This is a genomic window from Hathewaya proteolytica DSM 3090 (assembly GCF_900142225.1).
GTDB classification, from domain to species: domain Bacteria; phylum Bacillota; class Clostridia; order Clostridiales; family Clostridiaceae; genus Hathewaya; species Hathewaya proteolytica.
Genome location: NZ_FRAD01000020.1, coordinates 1 through 16789, shown reverse-complemented (window position 1 = coordinate 16789; position 16789 = coordinate 1). Strand labels below are relative to the sequence as shown.

The following is a 16789-nucleotide window of genomic DNA, read 5'->3' as shown; positions in this document are numbered from 1 at the left end:
ATACAGGCTATGTTTTACCACGCCTGTATTACTTTATCCATATTAATTCTTTTTAAATCTATTTCCCATGTTTTAATCTATTTCACGCTTATTCATTACAATAGATGATATCACCACAAACACTACAAAGTAACAAAACGATATTACAGGCATTTTCCACCATTCCTCTGAGACAACGGTTTTCATACTGTACCTCATTATATTATGGCTGACAAGATAATTGCATATATTGAATTCTGTTTTAAACAGGTACATTATAGCCGTAGAAATCAGGTACCACAAATTTATGCCGAATCCCGAAAAATAAAGTATGCAAATAGCCATGGCAGCCCCTGATTTTCTCACCAATGTACAGATGAGAATAGCAAAAGACATCATAGCCGAATAAGCTACAAATTGGCATGCCATATATTTTATCAATTCCAATGGAGAACCTATATTTGCCTTACCAAAAACTACAAACATGGCCAAAAAAGCAACTATGAAAGTAGCTATAAACATAATCAAGGTGTATATTATAGAAATAAATACAATACTTAATACAAACTCATGCTTACTCTTTGCAAGATTGGCAACATTTTTTATAAATCCTGTTTTGTATATACTTCCGTAAAATAAAACTACAAATATAGCAATTAACATCATGGAAGTTCCGCCAGCAATAAAGGAAGTTAAATAGGAGCTAAAATCCTTTACCCCTACAATTGATTGATTGGAGTTCTTAAGTACCACTCCTTCTATTATAATTGGCAATAGCAGAAAGACCATATTGATCGCCATTATAATCCAGGTACTTTTATTTTTAATCATCCTATATAAATCCATCTTAAATATTTTAAGCATTTTTACCACCACCTATGATAGAGAAATAATATTCTTCTAGTGATTTCTTTTTTTCTACGATGGATGTCACCGGTATCCTACTGTCCGCCAAAATAAAGTTTACTTCCGCCACATCTACATCCATATCTAGGTGTAATATATTATCATCCAAATATGTTACTCCCCCTATGTTCTTTTCTTCCAAGGCTTGCTTAGCTTTACTTGTATCTCCCACAATCATTTCCGTATATTGTCCACATTGTTGTTGTATTTCTTCTTTAGTAGCTTCTACTATTAATTTTCCCTTGTGAACTATAGCAAAGCTGCTAGCTATCTTAAATAATTCTTCTAAAATATGACTAGAAACCAATATTGTTATGTTTTTTTCAGCTACAAGTCTTTTAAGCATGTTTCTAACATCGGCAATACCCTGTGGATCTAGTCCATTTATAGGCTCATCTAGAAGCAACAGTTCTGGTTCACCAATTAGAGCCATGGCTATTCCTAATCTTTGCTTCATTCCAAGTGAGAAAAATTTCGTTCTTTTTTTTCCCACCTTCTCAAGCCCCGCAAGTTGTAAAAGTCCCTTTAAATATTTTTCATCTGAGAATCCTGCACATAGACCTTTGGTTTTCATATTTTCCATAGCTGTCATATTTGGATACATAGCAGGATATTCAAGCAAAGACCCTATCTTTGAAAAAGCCCCACTAGACCTAGCCCTAGAAGATTCACAGCCAAACAGCTTGAAGTTTCCTGAAGATGCATTTATTAGCCCAGACACGATTTTTAAAATGGTGGTTTTACCGGCTCCATTCTCTCCGATAATTCCATAGATACCACCCCTTTTCACGTGTATATTTACATCATCTACCGCTCTTACTTTTTTAAATGTCTTTGTAAGGTCCATGGTCTCTAATATATTTTCCATATCATCACCCCTAATTGTTTTATATGATATCACTTTGATATCACTAATAATAGACTTAATTCATAATTTTGTCAATACAATTAAAAAGCTGATACCTTATAACTTGATATCAGCTTTTTGTTATTTATTATTTATCACTAAAACAAATTTGTAAAGAAATCTCCAATCTTCTGCCATATAGATTTCTTTTCCTCTACTTTAACTACTTCATTTTTAACTTCTGGCTTTTTTATTTCATCTGTCTTCATTACAAATTTTACGGTGCCATCCATGTTTTCGCCTACACTTGTATAGCATTGGTATTGGTCGCTAAGCTTAAACATTTCATCTTTAACTTCAATAAGTTCACCAATATTATCAAAGGCTTTTCCTGCTACATCATCAATTTTACTTATTCCCTCTTCTTGGAATTTCTTTGTTCCATCACTAAGTTCTGAAGATTTTTCAGCTAATGTAGCGCTGCCATCTTTTAACTTACCAATACCTGATTGCATTTCTCCTGAAGCTGACTTAAGTGAACTTGTACCATTTTTCAATTCTTTAAGGCCAGAATTCATATCTGAAGCGCCTTTAAATAATTTCTGTGAACCATCATTAAGTTGTGATACAGCCTGCTGCAATTGCTGAAGTTTTAAAGCTACAACATCTTTATCAGAAAGTACTGGACCTAACCCCTCTGTCATGGCATTAATTCCTTCGCTTATCTTTCCACTACCCTCAGTAGATTTTCTGCTGCCTTGCTCTATAACTTTTAAATTATCGCTAAGTTCTTTAGTTCCTTTTTGAAGTTTATCCGCACCGTCTTTAAGTTGTTTATATCCACCTTCTAATTTTTGAGATGGCGTTGGTTCACCTTCTGATACCTTGAAACCTTCTAAAACAGCCTTATCTTTTTCTATAAGACTTAATACATTTAAAAGCTTCCTGCCCTCTTCAGAACCATTTAGAGAAGCTAGTAATTGCTGCCCCTCTGCAGTACTCTTTAATGATGCTATATTTATTCCCATGTCCATCATATTTTTTCCTAAAGCAGATACTGCAGTTTCTGTGCCTTTTACACTTTTTGATACTTCGCCATAAAACTGATCTAATCCTTGAGATAAATTTGCTGCTCCTTGGCTTAGCTGTTCAGCTCCTGCTGCAGCCTTGCCTATACCTACAGAAAGAAGATCCATATTCTTATATAAATCTGCACTTCCCAACTTTAATTGGGCTATACCCTGGCTTAACTGTCCAACCTGTCCAAGAATGGATGGTGCCTTTTCAGAAAGACCCTGAATCTCTGAATTAAGCTGTGATAAGCCTGAACTAAGTTGTCCTGAACCATCCCTTAACTGTGAAGACCCATTAAGAGCCGAAGCTGCTCCATCATCAAGCTTTGATATACCTGAACTCATTTGACCAAAAGCTCCATTAAGAACTCCTAGCTTTGAATCAAGTAACTTTGCACCTTCGCTTAACTTTCCACTTCCATCTACAATTTTATTTGTAGCGTCTTGTAACTCACCTAACTTATCCTTTATTTCATTTACATCCTTAGAATTTTTTATTTCTTTTAGTTTTTCAGGAAGCTCAGATGTCGCAGAAACCATTATAGGTCCCATTTCAAAATCTTTTACATCTCCCTCTATGACAAGTTCCTCTGGTAAATCTATATCTAACATTTCACTATCCAAATTTAAGCTTTCTTTTAAACCTGGGAATGCCAAAAAGGCAATTATCTGGCTATTTGAATCTGATATAAGTTGTCCACTACTAACCTTTACATTTGTAAATTTCTCTGTAGGAAGTTGAAGTAGCGATGCTGTCATGAAAGGTGTATATACATCCCTTTCCTTGCCATTTATACTAACAGTGTGTTTTTCTTTGTTGGTTATCTTAAGGATCATCTTAAACTTTCCTGACTTTCCAGCCATGTCCTTAGGATTTACTTCACTTCCATCTATCATATATTTTACACTTACTTCTAGTGGAAGTTGCTTTTCACTTTTTCCTTGATAATAGATATCATTTTTATCTGATTTCCATGTTATATCATCACCACTTATAGTTGGTTTTTCTTCACCTTTTATATTTACAATATCCTTTAAATCTGATTTATCCTTAATCTCTATTCCAGTGTTTTCAGAATGAATCCAATCACTTACTATCTGGCTCTTGCACTGTCCATTTGCATCCAACACTACGAATACTGACTCGTCTTTCTTTATTCCCTCAGCTGCATAAACAACCTGTGTTCCCATCATGGTACACAACACAACTAAACTAACCAATCTCTTTGACATATTATTTTTCATAATTTATCATCTCCTATATAAAATACTAACCTATTCTCCATTTTATTGATGTTTTATTTATAACCTTTTCAAATATTATCAGCAATGCTGGAAGTACAAATATGATACATGCCATACTTATAAGTGCTCCTCTTGCCATCAAACTACATAAGCTCTTTATTAACTCCATTTTTGATACCATAGCAACACCTATAGTAGCACCAAAGAATGTAAGAGCACTACATATAATTGATTTTGAACATTCCCTTATAGAAATTTTCATAGCCTCACTTGAGTCAAGGCCATTATTTAATTCTTCCTTAAACCTATTGGTCATGAGTATAGCGTAATCCACAGTAGCTCCAAGCTGTATGGTTCCAACAACTATACTTGCGACAAAAGGAAGTACAGTACCTGTATAATATGGTATACCAAGATTTATAGATATAGCCAATTCTATGGCCAAAACTAGTATTACTGGTACACTTACGGATTTAAATACAAATAGTATGATTACAAATATAGCAACAATAGAAGCTATATTAACGTTTTTAAAATCCTCATCAGCTATTTCAATAAGATCCTTTGTAAGAGGCCCTTCTCCAGACATGAAAGCATTAGTATCGTAAGATTTTATTATCTTGTCAATCTCATCGATTTGTGCATTTTCCGCATCAGCTGCTGCTTTATACTTAGAATTTGCTACAATCATGTTATAGCCACCATTTTTAAATACATCCCGTATCTGAGATGGTATAAATTCTTCTGGAATCATTGCCCCCATCAAATCATCATAACCTAAAACAGTCTTTACACCATCTACATTTTCGATTTTTTTAATCATCTCATTAACTTTATAAGATGGAACTTTATCGTTTATGAGAATAAAATGAGTAGTTGTCATGTCATAATCATGCTTTAATTTGTTAGTTCCTACTATGGAAGGCAAATCCTTTGGCAAGGACTCATCCAAATTATAATAAACATCGGCATTAGCCTGTCCAAATATTGCTGGTATAAATAGTACTACAAACACAATGGCTATGATTTTATTGTGTTTTACAACGAAATCAGAAACTTTATCAAATTCAGGCATAAGCACTCTGTGAGTATATTTATGAATTAATTTGTCAAAGTACATAAGCAATGCTGGTAAAACTGTTACTGTAGATATAACTCCAAGAATTACTCCCTTTGCCATAACTAGTCCAATATCCTTACCTAAAGCAAGGCTCATAGTACACAGCGCTAAAAATCCAGCTACAGTAGTAAGTGAGCTTCCAATAATAGAACTGAAAGTACTTACGATGGCATTGCTCATAGCCTCTTCTGCTGAACCACATTTTTTCTTTTCTTCGTCATATCTGTGAAGAAGGAATATGGAATAGTCCATGGTTACGCCTAACTGCAACACCGCAGCCAGGGCCTTTGTGATATACGAAATCTCCCCAAAGAAATAATTTGTACCCATGTTATATAGTATTGGAAATGCTATACCCAATAAGAATATAAACGGTACAATAGTGGATTCTAGGCTCATAGCCAATACTGCTATGGCAAAAATAACTGCTACAATTACATATAATGGTGTTTCCTGCTCTGCTAATTCTCTTGTATCGTGAACTATAGCTGACATACCTCCAAGGAAAGCCCTTTTATCTGTGATTTTTCTTATATTTTCTATAGCTTCATAAGTTTTTTCTGAAGCTGCATTGTTGGTAAACTTTATTAAGATCAATGTTGAATTATCGGAATAACATATTTTCCTAAATTTTTCTGGCAACATTTCTTTTGGAACTCCAATGTCCAATATGCTTCTAGCACCAATGACATCTGTTACACCATCGACATTTTTAATGTCTTCACACAACTTTTTTACATCCTTGTCTACCATGTTTTCTATGGTCATCATACCCGTGGCAGCCAAGTTATATTCGCTCTCAAGGATTGATTGTCCCTTCATGGTCTCCAAATCTTGTGGAAGGTAGCTTAAAATATCGTAATTAATTTTTGTAGCAATCATGCCTATAACCGATGGAACCAGCAATGCAATTGATATAATAAGAATTAAAATTTTGTTCTTAACGATAAAGTCTGCAAATTTCTTTTTCATAACTCCTTGTCATCTCCTAATCTTTCAATACTCCACTGTCCTACACAATGGCATCTAGCTCAATATTTTTCTTACAGTATCAAATAAAATAGGTTTCATGTTGTCAATTTCATCTGGCTCATGCAAAATAATAGAGCAATAACAAACACTTCCTATTAAATCAACTATAATAAATATTGTTTTTTCTACTTGTTCTTTAGAATATCCCTTGTTTATCTTCATGTAATCACAGATATATTCAAAAAAATCCTTTAGCGAACTATTTTGAGATGTGGTTACATAGGTTTTTTTTATGACATTCCAGGAAAAGTTTTTATTCATTATTTTTAGTAGTAATTTGTTTTCTTTAAAATACTCAATTATAAAATCCGCAAAGTAAATTATGTTTTCTACACAATCATCACATTTTCTTGCTTTAGTATTTTTAATGGCTTTATCTAGTATATCTAGATTTTTACTCCATATTATTTTATCTACAATGTCAAATTTGTCCTTGAAGTATAAATAAAATGTACCCTTTGCAACACCCGCCTTTTTCACGATATCGTCTATAGAGGTTTTGTCTATGCCCTTTGAAATAAATAAATCATATGCGGCTTCAAAGAGGCTTTTTTCCTTCTTTTGTTTCTTATCCGTAACAGAGTTTTTATTTTCATCCATAAATACCACCTCACTTTATGACTACTAGTCATTTTTAAGTTCTTATATGATTATATCACTTTATGACTAATAGTCAATATATTTTTTGTAAAAAAATGCACAAAAAAAGTCCTAATTAAACACCAGGACTCTTTTACTGTAAAATAAGCTATTACCCAATTTGTCTTATTTTATTCTTTGCAATTTGTGCAGATACCCATCTTGCACCATTCCATCTGTAGCATATTATATAGGTGTCGTGAATAGAGATAAGCCATATCCAAAAACTTCTTCCATCATTTAGCCACAAATACGTATACCTGTTAAAACACTGACATAAAAATTTATTTACCTTATTAACATTTAAAAAATTGTATTTTATATTATCTGTAACACTGTCTATTATGTTTGGTATTTTGTCTGGTGGAGCAGATAACTTCAGGTCATCATTAGGATTTTTTATATTTGCCTTAAAGGTTTCCTGCGCCTCATCTTCCTCTTGATCCCTAAAGATGTTATTGTAATAAATTCCCATAAACAATCTCCTCATTATAATGTTATATCTATAATTACTGTATGCTTATTTATTTAGATTGGTGATTGTTTGGAGGGAAATTATTTTGGAGTTTTGCTATATATTTTAGTGTTTATTTATATATAGGGTTAGAGAGTAGATCGTAAGACCTACTCTCTAAGGGAGTTTAAAATATTTAGTTATGGGGGATAACTATTTTCCCACAGAGCCTCTCATTTACTCTGTGGATATAACATATAAGGGGATTGAGGGATCATAAGGGCTTAATGTGTATTTATATGTCACAGTAATAATTATACCCACTATGAAAAAATATATACACATACAAAATAATTTTTTAATTATTTTTAGGAACTATTTTTTATTTCACTCATATAATACAAGTAAATTTTAATATTATATACAATTCCTTAAAACATCATATTTTTATGCGTCATTTTGATACTTTTGTGCTAGTCTATTTTATTTTTATTATTGATATGATATATCAGATATGATATTATTATTTTATCTGATGGCTAGCCGTTGTAACACGCCCTCCTCTTATAGGAGGGCGATGACATAAGCCACGCCCCTAGATAACGAATTCTAACCTTCACGTGGGGTTAAAACTCCAAGTGAAGCTAAGAATTCTGTTTATGTTAAGCACTACCAGGAGGTTGTTATGAGCGATATTAGCTTGCAGACTTTACAAAGCAATTTAAAATATTTGGAACTACTGTCTAGACAGTATCCTACAATTGCCTCTGCTTGTACTGAGATTATAAATCTTCGGTCAATTTTGAATCTGCCAAAGGGTACGGAACACTTTCTTACAGACATACACGGAGAATACAGTGCCTTCACCCATGTTCTTAAAAATGCTTCTGGTGTTATAAAACGCAAAATCGAAGATATTTTTGGGAACACTCTTAGAAGCAGTGAAAAAAAGCGACTAGCTACTTTGATTTATTATCCAGAATTAAAGCTACAGCATATTAAAGACTCAAAAGAAGAGAGCAACATGAATGATTTTTATAGGATCACATTGTACAGGTTGCTTGAGATTTGCAGAAACGTTTCATCTAAGTATACGAGGTCAAAGGTTAGAAAAGCTCTTCCCCCAGATTTTGCGTATATAATAGAGGAATTGCTACATGAACATGAAAACACAAAAGACAAACATGAATATTATAATGAAATAATTAACACCATTATTTCTATAGATAGAGCAGATGAATTTATAACAGCTATTTGCGAGTTAATCCAGCGCTTAGTAGTGGATAGACTGCATATACTTGGGGATATATACGACAGAGGTCCTGGTCCGCACATAATTATCGATGAGCTTATGTCCCATCACTGTGTGGACATCCAGTGGGGGAACCACGATATAGTATGGATGGGGGCTGCTGCCGGCAGTGATGCTTGTATAGCCAATGTCATTCGTATTTGCACCAGGTATGCCAACCTTAAAATTCTAGAGGAAGGCTATGGTATAAATATGCTACCCCTTGCCACCTTTGCAATGGAGACTTACGGCAACGATGCTTGTGCTTGTTTCAAACCTAAAATGTCCTCTGAGGAAAAATATAGAGGTAAAGAGCTGCAGATGATTTCTCAAATGCATAAAGCTATAAGCATCATTCAGTTCAAAATAGAAGGAAACATTATAAAAAGAAGGCCTGATTTTAATATGTCTAACAGATTATTGTTAGACAAGATAGATTATTCCAATGGCACCATAACAATTGAAAATAAGACCTATGATCTTTTAGATACCAATTTCCCTACCATAGATCCAAAGGATCCATACAAGCTAAGTGAAGAAGAAAATGAACTTATGAATAGAATGATTAGCTTTTTTAGAAATAGCGAGAAATTGCAAAAACAGGCAGCTTTTCTTTATGCTAAAGGAAGTCTATATTTAAATGTGAATTCCAACTTGCTTTATCATGGTTGTATTCCACTAAATGAAGACGGAACTTTTAAAGAGGTTAAAATAGATGGACAATGGTATAAGGGCAAAACTTTGCTAGATAAATGCGATGTAATAGCTAGAAGAGCTTTCTTCATTGAAGAAGATGTCACTGCCACAAAGGATGACATACAGGCTGCCCTAGATGGTATATGGTATTTATGGTGTGGTGAAGACTCCCCTCTATTCGGGAAAGATAAAATGGCCACCTTTGAGAGATATTTCATAAAAGAAAAAGAGACACATTTTGAATTAAAAAATCCTTACTTTACGTTGAGAAACGAAGAGCAAGTGTGCAATATGATTTTAGAAGAATTTAATTTAAACCCTTGTACGTCTCATATAATCAATGGACACGTACCGGTAAAAACTACAAAAGGTGAGAATCCAATTAAAGCTGGTGGAAAGCTCCTTGTCATAGATGGTGGATTTTCAAAATCCTATCAACCCGAAACAGGAATAGCAGGATATACTCTAATTTACAACTCTTATGGTCTTATATTGGTATCGCACCAACCCTTTGAATCCATTGAAAAGGCTATTACAGAGGAACAGGATATATTATCCTCCACAAGAATTGTAGAATCCAACATTGAAAGAAAAAGAGTTTCAAATACAGATATAGGCGAAGAGCTAAAGCATCAAATTGAAGACTTAAAGATGCTCCTTCTTGCTTATAGAAAAGGCTTGATTAAACAAAGTACTTGATGTATAATAACTCTAATTTTACTGTGCTTTTACAGGAGGTTTTATCATGAGTGAAAATTATAAATTTGTTCAACATACTAAATGCGAATTTTTTCCTTGCCACAAGGGTGTGGCAAATGAAGATTTTAATTGCTTGTTCTGTTACTGCCCACTTTATACTTTAGGTAGCAAATGTGGTGGTAACTTTACATACAACGAGCGCGGTATTAAGGATTGCTCTAAATGCGCCATACCTCACTCCAAAAATGGTTATCAATATATAATGTCAAAGTGGGACGATGTTTCAGAGTTGGCCAAAAAAAATAGATAACCTATACAAACTACCCAAATTTATTTTATGCTAAGACTACCCAATAGTCTTAGCGTTTTTTTTACTATTTTTAGTAAAAAAACTAGGCTTTAGCATAAGAGCATTTCTCTTCTAAAGCCTAGCTCCTTTTCTATTTCTTTGTTGGTATAATCAACTTTTGATTTTCCTTTATAGTATCATTGGATATCTTGTTTGCATCTTTTATAAGCTTAAGCCCAGTATCTACATCACACCATTCCATTTCTTCCTTTACAATATTGGTGAGAGTATCTCCTTTTTTCACGATATAGGACCTGTAATCTTTCCCCATAACTTCACTGGTTTTCTTGGGGGAATTACTTGCAACGGGTATATAAAGTTTGTCCCCCTCTTTTATTAAATCTGATAATCCAATGTTGTTTATCTTTTTCATTGTATTGATTCCTTCTGTCAATTCGTCCTCAACAAAAAATTTCTTACCAATAGTATATAGGGTATCCCCTTTTTTAACTATGTATTGGTCATCGTAAACTTTTACAACTTTTACAGTTGAGTCAGTATTCTCTGTACTTTGCGAACTTGACTTGTCGTGTTCATCATCTTTTTTGGAATCTTGATTTCCTGTTGTCTTTGTGTCTTTGTCCTCCGTGCCGTTTTTATCCCCATCTGACTTGGCCTCATCTGTAGCATCCTTTGATTTGTTTTCTTCCCCTTCTGCCCCACTTTCCTTGTCCTTTTCATCCTTTTTTCCATTTTCCTCTTCAGCCTTTTGTTTAAGACTGTCTGCAATAGCATTCTCATCGTCAGTAATTTGCTTTTCAGTTCCTGAGGATACTTGCGCCAATGAACTCTTAGCATCTGCGTTCATCATCACCTTAACTCCAATAAATACTCCAAGAACCACCACTGCCACAGTACTAGCTGTGATCATAAACTTTTTGTCTTTAAAATCGAACTTCATACAAATATTCTCCCTTCATTCTTTATATCTTTAAACCCCCTGCTCTTTGTAATTATTTTATAAAATTTATTTTTCGAGCAGATACCATAGATGTTAATTTCTGGTATACTTATATTTTCCTATATTTGTAAGCAAAAATCAAGTGTTTTTTAAAAATATTTCCAATAATTTAAAATATATTAGACTTATACATTTATTTTATATATAATTATATTGTCATAATTAAATTACACATATTTTATAATAAAGGAGTGATAAGAATGACAGTAGTAGGCTACAAATGCCCCTCCTGTGGAGCGCCGCTGCCCTTTGACAGTTTATCTCAAAAAATGAAATGCCATTATTGTGATAGCACTTTTGATGTAGATGCAGTGAAAGCTTACAATGAAGAACTAGATAAGGATAATTCAGAAGATACATTCCAGTGGAAAGAGACAACCCATGAACATAAAGATGAAAGCTATTCTAACAATGATTCTACGTTTGAAGATAAGGATAGCTTTTCCTCTTACCGATGCACATCATGTGGAGGTGAAATAATAGCAGATAAAACTACTTCTGCAACTAGTTGCCCATACTGCGGCAATACAGCTATTATAGAAACACAGATTTCCGGTATTTATAAACCAGATTTAATTATTCCCTTTAAGTTAGATAAAAGCCTTGCAAAGGATATTTATGCAAAGTTCACTTCAAAAAAACTTCTTCTACCAAATATTTTTAAGAGCCAGTCAACAATTGATAATATCAAAGGGGTATATGTTCCCTTTTGGCTATTTGACTGTGACTCACATGGCAGAGCCCGATTTGAAGGAACTAGGGTAAAGCATTGGAGTGATAGCAACTACAATTACACAAAAACAGACTACTACACTATAATAAGAGAAGGTGAAGCTAGGTTTAAAAAACTTCCTATTGACGGTTCTTCCAAAATGCCAAACGAATACATGGAAGCCATAGAACCTTTCCAATATTCTTCCATAGTGAATTTTGACAAGACTTATCTTTCAGGATTTTTTGCTGAAAAATATGACGAAGATTCTCAATCCTGCAAGCCTCGGGCTAATGAACGCATAAAAAATACCACCCATGACCTCTTAAAAAGCACCGTCATGGGATATAACAGCTGCGTAACCAGATCCCTTACAGTAAACACATCCCATGGAACATTTGCCTACGCACTATTGCCTGTATGGCTACTCAATGTAAGATTCAAAAACCAGCTCTACTCTTTTGCTATTAATGGACAAACAGGTAAGGTAGTTGGTAAACTCCCTGTGTCTGCAGGAAAAACTTTATTGTATTTTTTGTTAACTTTTATTTTAACATTTGCTATAGCTTTATTAATAATATTTTTTATTTTATAGGAGGTGAGAGACAATGAAAAAGTTTATTAACATTGTAATTTTATTTTTAATGACATCATTTTTGTTTCTTCCATCCTATGTATTGGCAGAACAACCTGCAGATCCCGACAAACCTCGCGTAGTAGACAATAGCAATTTGCTTACTGATGAAGCTGAACAAAAGCTTACAGAAAAAATTAAAAACATGGGCAAGACTCATTCTATGGATGTTGTAATAGTAACCACAGATACGTTTGATGGGAAAACACCTGAAGCCTATGCAGATGATTATTACGATTATAATTTCTATGGGTATGGTCCCACTAAAGATGGGGTACTTCTCGTAGTAAATATAGTTTCTAGAGATTGGCACATATCCACCACTGGCAAAGCCATTGAATATTTCAATGATGATAGAGTAAACTTAATTGGAGATACCATAAGAGATTCTCTATCAGAGGCTGAATATGAGAAAGCTTTTAATAGTTTCCTAAATGTAACTTCTTATTTTTTTGAAAACTATCCTCATCAGAGTAGTTATGATTCTAATGACGATTACAAAGTAGTTCACAGTGAGACAAGAAATAAGACTACTGATGTTCTTATAGGCGCCGGCATATGCTTAGTAATATCAGGAATAGTTATGGCTTTCATGGTATTTTCCATGAATAATGCGAGAAAAAATAATTCAGCTATAAATTATGTTGAAAGCCAAGGAGTACATTTGACAAATTCTCTTGATATTTTTACCCACTCACATACATCTAAGACAAAAAAAGCTCAAAACTCTTCTTCCAGTGGGGGAACAAGCACACATACTAGCAGTAGTGGTACAACCCACGGCGGCGGTGGCGGTAAATTTTAATTTAATAATTATATGTATACCAAAAAGCGGATTTAGGCATTACACTAAATCCGCTTTTTTCTGTTGTTTATAGTTACTTATTCTTTGTTATAACGTCTTCAAACCACATTGGTCAATACTAATATTGATTTTCAATGAATACATAGCATAATCCAGTACAAGAAGCACCTTTTTTTGTCTACTTTCAGTTGTATCATTTGCTTTCACTGTTATCACAATTTCGTTCTTAGAATAGTCGAACTTAATAGTTATAAAATCTAAATTCTCTTCAGAAATATCTAGTGCTGGTGCAATGACATCTTCACCACTTTCTTTTAAGTATTCATTGATTTTTTCAACATATTTTTCGCATCCGACAACAGGATTTTTAATTCTGATAACTTCGCCCTCTGACGCTACACTAAATACCTTGTCCTCATCTAGCATCTGTGCATACATATTAAAAAATTTACCACCTGACCAGTCATTATATGCTGCACATGCCAAATCCTGTACAGGAGATATGTCAAGGACATAGTTGTTATTACAGCTAAACGTAGATAACTTGGTTAAATTCTTTAAAAAACTAAGATCCCTTACAAAATCATCATCTATACTTAAAAATTCAAGGTTTATCAATTCAGATAATTTTTCTACATTAACTGGCTTTGTTCTTCTGTTACAATAATGCATATCAATCCATTTAAGACTTGTAATTTTGGAAATAGGAGTTAAATCCACAATTCCAGCATTATTGTATATGTTTAAATGTTCAAGTCGTGTTAATTCTGAAAGTGAAGATATATCCGAAATATTGTTTCTATCTAATTCTAGATAAGTCAACCCTTTAAGATTTTTTATAGGACTAATATCTACTATTTCATTTTCACTTAAATCTATTGATGTAAGATTTACTGCATATTGCAAGCCTTCAACACTTTTAATCCCCCTTGTTATCCCCCTACCATCTTCTAACCTTTGTAAAGGTAAAATCTTGCCATCAATTTTAGTTAACGTCTCCATTTCAGCTTTAGTTATCATTGCATCTTTACTTCTTTCACTACCCAATGCTTTATTGATTACTTCTCTTAATTTGTCATCAGGTATTTCTACAAACTCGCTATCCCTATCTAGTGTAAACTAATCGTATAATAGTTTTTTAAAATAGTTAAACACAGTTCTATAGATATTTTCTATAAAACTGTGTTTAAGTTAGCTATAATTGATTATGTTATGCTTAATTAACACTATAAACCAATTCTTTTTGTAAAGCCCTCATGGTTTTTAAATCCCACAACATTATTTTAATAGTCATATTATCTTCATTTGGAACGTTTATGTCTGAAGTTAAATTAGTTTTCCCATTTAATTTTTGCGTTCTAATAGAACTTCCTAGCATCTTTCCATTTTTATCGTATACTCCTATTAATAATGTCACATCTTCAACACTGTTTGGAAGATCTACGTTTATGCTGACAGTTGATTTTTCACCCTTAGTAAACTTAACATTAGAGTCTACTTCAACTTCTAATTGCTTAAATAATTTGCTAAAATCTGCCCCAAATATACCATTTGCCTCTCTGTTGTAAACAGCTTTGGCATTTCCCACAGCATCTTCAAATATGACAAACTCAGGTTTCCACAATCCTAAATTTGCAATGCCTTGAGAATCACATACGTATTTTCCATTTTCGTAATTCAGCTTAAATTCTTTGCTTCTATGATTTATATCTGAAAATAGTGCATATGCCACATTGCTATATTTATCTTTAGGTGTGATGTAAATTTTGCCATTGCCTATGCTCATTTCCTTTATCATATCAGAGTCTTGCTTTGCGAATCCCCCATTTGAATTGCCATCTTTCTTGGCAATATGGATCTTCGCTGTACTTCTATCTTTGCTCTCATCCGTAACAAAAACTTGTAGTCCACATTCTTTTAAATCCAAGCCTGTTGATGCCCCCCACATTGGTGATGTATAATCATTGCTATCCTTAAATATAGGGTTCATAAATGTATGCCTATCCTCTACGGTGTAAGTTCCGGCATCAAGTAACCAATCTCTATCTGGTCTTATGCTAAAAGTTGCATCCCTAAGCTGATAATTTAATCTATCTGGCCCTGAAGAACCGTTTGGATATGCATATGTTATAGGATCTTGGTCTGCATCTATAACACCTACTGCCACCGCTCCCTTATGGGAATTATAATCCTGATCTGGTCTGTTCCCATTATATTTACCATTAATGTACCACATAAGAAGACCTGTTTCGTATGAAAGTCCTTCTGCACCTATACTTATAGTATCTAACCCCTTATCAACCTTTGTACCTGCACCACTACCTCTCCATTCTAGTAAGTAATAGTGATCGTGTCTGTCATTGCCATCATTTACACTGAATCCTTCAAAGTTGAATTTACTATTTGCCTCGTCTTCTGCGCCATCTTCGAATATAATTTTTGAATTGTCCTGTATTTTTATTTCATCAAAATATATACCCTTTTCAGGAGTATTGTCATCCGTTCTAAATCTAAATCTTAAATCAAATTTTTTTCCTTTGAACTGACTTAAGTCAAAAGCCGCGTATAACCATTTATTGTTGCTTGTATCGGTAAATCCCCAACCTGGATTTCTATCTAGTATATTTTCCTTATCATGTGACTCTATCCAAGGATCTACCTTATTAGTTGTAAGATCGGTCTCATCTTTTAAGGTAACCCAATTATCAGTTCCAACTTCCTTTAGTTGAACTGATGCAAAATCAAAGTACGGGTCTATATCATACCAAGTTTTAAAAGTTAATTTTGCATTGCTATCAGCCGAAAGCTCTATGGGAGTTTTAGTTGTCATGTAGTTTTTTAACTTATCACCTTTACCACTAAAGAAACATTGGCTCCCTTCAGTTGGCATTACCACTCTTTCTGCATATTTAGGAAGGTCAATTCTTACAACGTCTTTATTTTTTCCTTTAAGGGTAGCTTGATCTAGTACAACATCAATTCCTTCTGCCGTAACATCATCTAAGCTTATTTTTTTCATATTTTGCCAATTGGCCGCTCTTTTTCTCTTTTCAAAATCCTTCTGCAAAAACTCTTTACAGTAAGCACCATAGCTTACAGGCTGTGAGCCTCTTGGGTTACCTGTGTAACTTCCACCCATTATGGACCAGTTTTCTACAGGTGGTTCTGATTTGTTTGTATCATACAAATCTGGAAGTCCTAAAACATGTCCAAATTCATGACAAAATAAGTCTAAGGGTAGGTCCTGTTCAAAAATAGTGAAATCCTCAACGAAAAATTCTTTTCCGCTTTTATCTGTTACTTTGTGATTTTTGTTTACTATAGCTTGTTTTTCAGCGGGAGTATAC

13 protein-coding genes are annotated in these 16789 nt (G+C 33.7%); 4 read left to right on the top strand and 9 right to left on the bottom strand.

Annotation, left to right across the window (positions count from 1 at the left end; genetic code table 11):
* Nucleotides 1–72: 72 nt before the first annotated feature.
* The 6 genes from BUA73_RS10670 to BUA73_RS10645 all read right to left on the bottom strand — a co-directional run bounded on the left by BUA73_RS10670 (nucleotide 73) and on the right by BUA73_RS10645 (nucleotide 7316).
* Nucleotides 73–843 carry a hypothetical protein gene (locus tag BUA73_RS10670; RefSeq protein ID WP_072904116.1) on the bottom strand — a complete coding sequence of 257 codons (771 nt, stop codon included), beginning with the start codon at nucleotides 841–843 and terminating at the stop codon, nucleotides 73–75.
* On the bottom strand, nucleotides 836–1753 hold the full coding sequence (locus tag BUA73_RS10665; protein WP_072904115.1) for an ATP-binding cassette domain-containing protein: 918 nt from the start codon (nucleotides 1751–1753) through the stop codon (nucleotides 836–838). The genes BUA73_RS10670 and BUA73_RS10665 overlap by 8 nt, the downstream gene beginning before the upstream one ends.
* 137 nt (nucleotides 1754–1890) lie before the next feature.
* The gene (locus BUA73_RS10660; protein ID WP_072904114.1) at nucleotides 1891–4050 is read right to left on the bottom strand and encodes a methyl-accepting chemotaxis protein; all 2160 of its coding nucleotides are present in this window, start codon (nucleotides 4048–4050) and stop codon (nucleotides 1891–1893) included.
* Between the two features lie 25 nt (nucleotides 4051–4075).
* Nucleotides 4076–6142, bottom strand: a complete 2067-nt coding sequence (locus tag BUA73_RS10655) for an efflux RND transporter permease subunit (RefSeq protein ID WP_072904113.1) — start codon at nucleotides 6140–6142, stop codon at nucleotides 4076–4078.
* A 54-nt stretch (nucleotides 6143–6196) separates the two neighbouring features.
* Nucleotides 6197–6802, bottom strand: a complete 606-nt coding sequence (locus BUA73_RS10650; RefSeq protein WP_072904112.1) for a TetR/AcrR family transcriptional regulator — start codon at nucleotides 6800–6802, stop codon at nucleotides 6197–6199.
* Nucleotides 6803–6953: 151 nt separating this feature from the next.
* On the bottom strand, nucleotides 6954–7316 hold the full coding sequence (locus BUA73_RS10645; RefSeq protein WP_072904111.1) for a hypothetical protein: 363 nt from the start codon (nucleotides 7314–7316) through the stop codon (nucleotides 6954–6956).
* 664 nt (nucleotides 7317–7980) lie between these two features.
* Here BUA73_RS10645 and BUA73_RS10640 point away from each other — a divergent pair.
* Nucleotides 7981–9981 carry a fructose-1,6-bisphosphatase gene (locus tag BUA73_RS10640; protein ID WP_072904110.1) on the top strand — a complete coding sequence of 667 codons (2001 nt, stop codon included), beginning with the start codon at nucleotides 7981–7983 and terminating at the stop codon, nucleotides 9979–9981.
* A gap of 46 nt (nucleotides 9982–10027) precedes the next feature.
* On the top strand, nucleotides 10028–10291 hold the full coding sequence (locus BUA73_RS10635; RefSeq protein ID WP_072904109.1) for a cysteine-rich small domain-containing protein: 264 nt from the start codon (nucleotides 10028–10030) through the stop codon (nucleotides 10289–10291).
* A gap of 130 nt (nucleotides 10292–10421) precedes the next feature.
* Here the strand turns inward: BUA73_RS10635 and BUA73_RS10630 are convergent, their stop codons facing one another.
* The gene (locus tag BUA73_RS10630; protein ID WP_072904108.1) at nucleotides 10422–11231 is read right to left on the bottom strand and encodes a LysM peptidoglycan-binding domain-containing protein; all 810 of its coding nucleotides are present in this window, start codon (nucleotides 11229–11231) and stop codon (nucleotides 10422–10424) included.
* 260 nt (nucleotides 11232–11491) lie between these two features.
* Between BUA73_RS10630 and BUA73_RS10625 the strand changes: the two genes are divergently transcribed.
* Together BUA73_RS10625 and BUA73_RS10620 are read left to right on the top strand one after the other, a co-directional pair.
* The gene (locus BUA73_RS10625) at nucleotides 11492–12598 is read left to right on the top strand and encodes a TFIIB-type zinc ribbon-containing protein (protein WP_072904107.1); all 1107 of its coding nucleotides are present in this window, start codon (nucleotides 11492–11494) and stop codon (nucleotides 12596–12598) included.
* A 13-nt stretch (nucleotides 12599–12611) separates the two neighbouring features.
* The gene (locus BUA73_RS10620) at nucleotides 12612–13442 is read left to right on the top strand and encodes a TPM domain-containing protein (protein WP_072904106.1); all 831 of its coding nucleotides are present in this window, start codon (nucleotides 12612–12614) and stop codon (nucleotides 13440–13442) included.
* 87 nt (nucleotides 13443–13529) lie between these two features.
* Here the strand turns inward: BUA73_RS10620 and BUA73_RS10615 are convergent, their stop codons facing one another.
* Nucleotides 13530–14462, bottom strand: a complete 933-nt coding sequence (locus BUA73_RS10615) for a leucine-rich repeat domain-containing protein (RefSeq protein ID WP_143147004.1) — start codon at nucleotides 14460–14462, stop codon at nucleotides 13530–13532.
* 196 nt (nucleotides 14463–14658) lie between these two features.
* On the bottom strand, nucleotides 14659–16789 hold a 2131-nt coding region (locus tag BUA73_RS10610), incomplete at its 5' end, for an immune inhibitor A domain-containing protein (RefSeq protein ID WP_178139255.1).